Here is a 1,733-nt window from a genome sequence, read left to right as displayed (position 1 = left end):
TCAAACACATGGAATCCGATACCCAGATGACTTGATATACAAAAGTCGTGAACTCCTTTATATTATTAACTTGCAGTGCCTTCTCATGGAAGTCGTCCCATACGACTCCGGCCAGCGCTCCGCGCTGACCTACGCGTATGACCTTCACGTTAGCCAAGAAAAGAGCAACTTGCCTCAGCAGCCGAAATCCCTAGTCTAGGAATCATGAGTATCTCGGAAATAAAGAAAATGTCTGTACAGGAACGACTTACGGCAATGGAACAAATCTGGGATTCTCTGTGTCACGAAGACTCCGAGCCAGAATCACCTTCTTGGCACGGCGAAGTCCTCGCCGAAAGAAAGAAGTTGATGGATTCTCCAGAGGCTAAGTACCTCACGATTGAGCAGCTCCGAGAGCGGTATCGCTGATGCAAATTAGGACGGTCGCCACCCTCGAGGAAGCCGCCCAAGACTTGGATGCGGGAAAGGCTTTCTATGACGAAAAGGGTGAAGGAATCGGACTCTACTTTATCGATAGCCTTCTCTCCGATATTGAATCGTTGAGGCTCATATCTGGCGTGCACAGCAAAAGATTTGGATTCTACCGACTCTTATCGAAGCGTTTTCCATTCGCAGTTTACTACGATATAGAAGGAAGCATTGCACGTGTTGCTGCTGTCCTAGATATGCGAAAAGACCCCGCTTGGATACGCCAAGAACTTGAAAGAAGAAGGGGCTAACCAGGCAGCCCATACAACTCCAGCCAGCGCTCCGCGCTGACTTCCGTGTATGGCTTTCACGATATGAAGAACTACAAAGTCAGTTATGCAGGACTTCCTGGAGGCGAAGCTAAAATCTCCGCACAAAGTGCCAAGCTCGCAGCACTTCAGTTCTTTGTTGAGGCCCCTTGCCGGAACTCGATAATCGTTGGAACGGGTTGGCTCTCTGAAATGTGCTTCTCGTGCGAAGAGATCATCAAAGACATTCCAGAAGTGAGAATCGAGGACATCCCACTGAAGATTAGAAAAGAAGATCCTCCAAAAAAGATCGGACTGATTCAGGAGTTCATGAATCACGTCATATTAGGAGAGTTTCACTCCTGGAAATAATTCATATCCAGTCAGCCCGTACAACTCCAGCCAGCGCTCCGCGCTGACTTCCGCGTATGGCTTTCACGTTAGACGAAACTAAAGAAATGAATGGCTCTGAAAAACGTAACTACCTAGTTCGGCGCGTCCTACTCGCAGCCATTTCTCTTTTCCTAATCACCCTAGCATGGGTAGCGATCTCTGGCGTCATACAACAGTTTCCACGTGCCCAAACGATTGGCCAGAAAGTTGAGACACTTATTCAACTTTGCTTCGGGACACTCAGCGTGGTGACACCGATAACATGCATTCGATTGAGTCACTGGAGAAGGCCGATTCGGTTGGCTTGGACAGTTTTGTGCGCTGCCACAGCCGGTCTTTCAGCACTAGTCTGGGGGCCACCGATGCCATTGATCGCGCTACTGTTCGCTTCGATATCAGTTCTCGTAGCTCTAAGCACAACGAGGACACTCCAGTATCTGACTCCAATCGACATCGATCAAAGGAGACAACATCACAGCCGATGAAAAGCACATGGAGATTGATCAACCAATGAGAAGAAAAACTTGGTCTAACCAGTAGGAATGAGAAGGCACAGAGACGAGTCGCCATGAGGCGACCCGTCAATATAGTGCCTTTATGAATACAGCTACTACAACTCACACC

General features: G+C 48.5%; 3 protein-coding genes. All 3 read left to right on the top strand.

Features of this window, described 5'->3' with window-relative positions; all coding sequences use genetic code 11:
- Positions 1-204 precede the first annotated feature (204 nt).
- A complete protein-coding gene (locus QEH54_RS22940; RefSeq protein ID WP_345785688.1) occupies positions 205-408 on the top strand; it encodes an addiction module protein in 204 nt (67 codons plus the stop codon).
- Positions 408-719, top strand: coding sequence for a hypothetical protein (locus QEH54_RS22705; protein ID WP_309021021.1), 312 nt, complete (start codon positions 408-410; stop codon positions 717-719). Before QEH54_RS22940 ends, QEH54_RS22705 begins: the two co-directional genes overlap by 1 nt.
- A 63-nt stretch (positions 720-782) precedes the next feature.
- Positions 783-1,088 (top strand): hypothetical protein, encoded by a 306-nt coding sequence (locus QEH54_RS22700; protein WP_309021020.1) that lies wholly within the window; start codon positions 783-785, stop codon positions 1,086-1,088.
- Positions 1,089-1,733 lie beyond the last annotated feature (645 nt).

The sequence above is a fragment of the Pelagicoccus sp. SDUM812003 genome, from assembly GCF_031127815.1.
Lineage (GTDB): Bacteria > Verrucomicrobiota > Verrucomicrobiia > Opitutales > Opitutaceae > Pelagicoccus.
The sequence above is the reverse complement of the archived record's forward strand: the minus strand, read 5'-3'. Positions and strand labels throughout refer to the sequence as shown.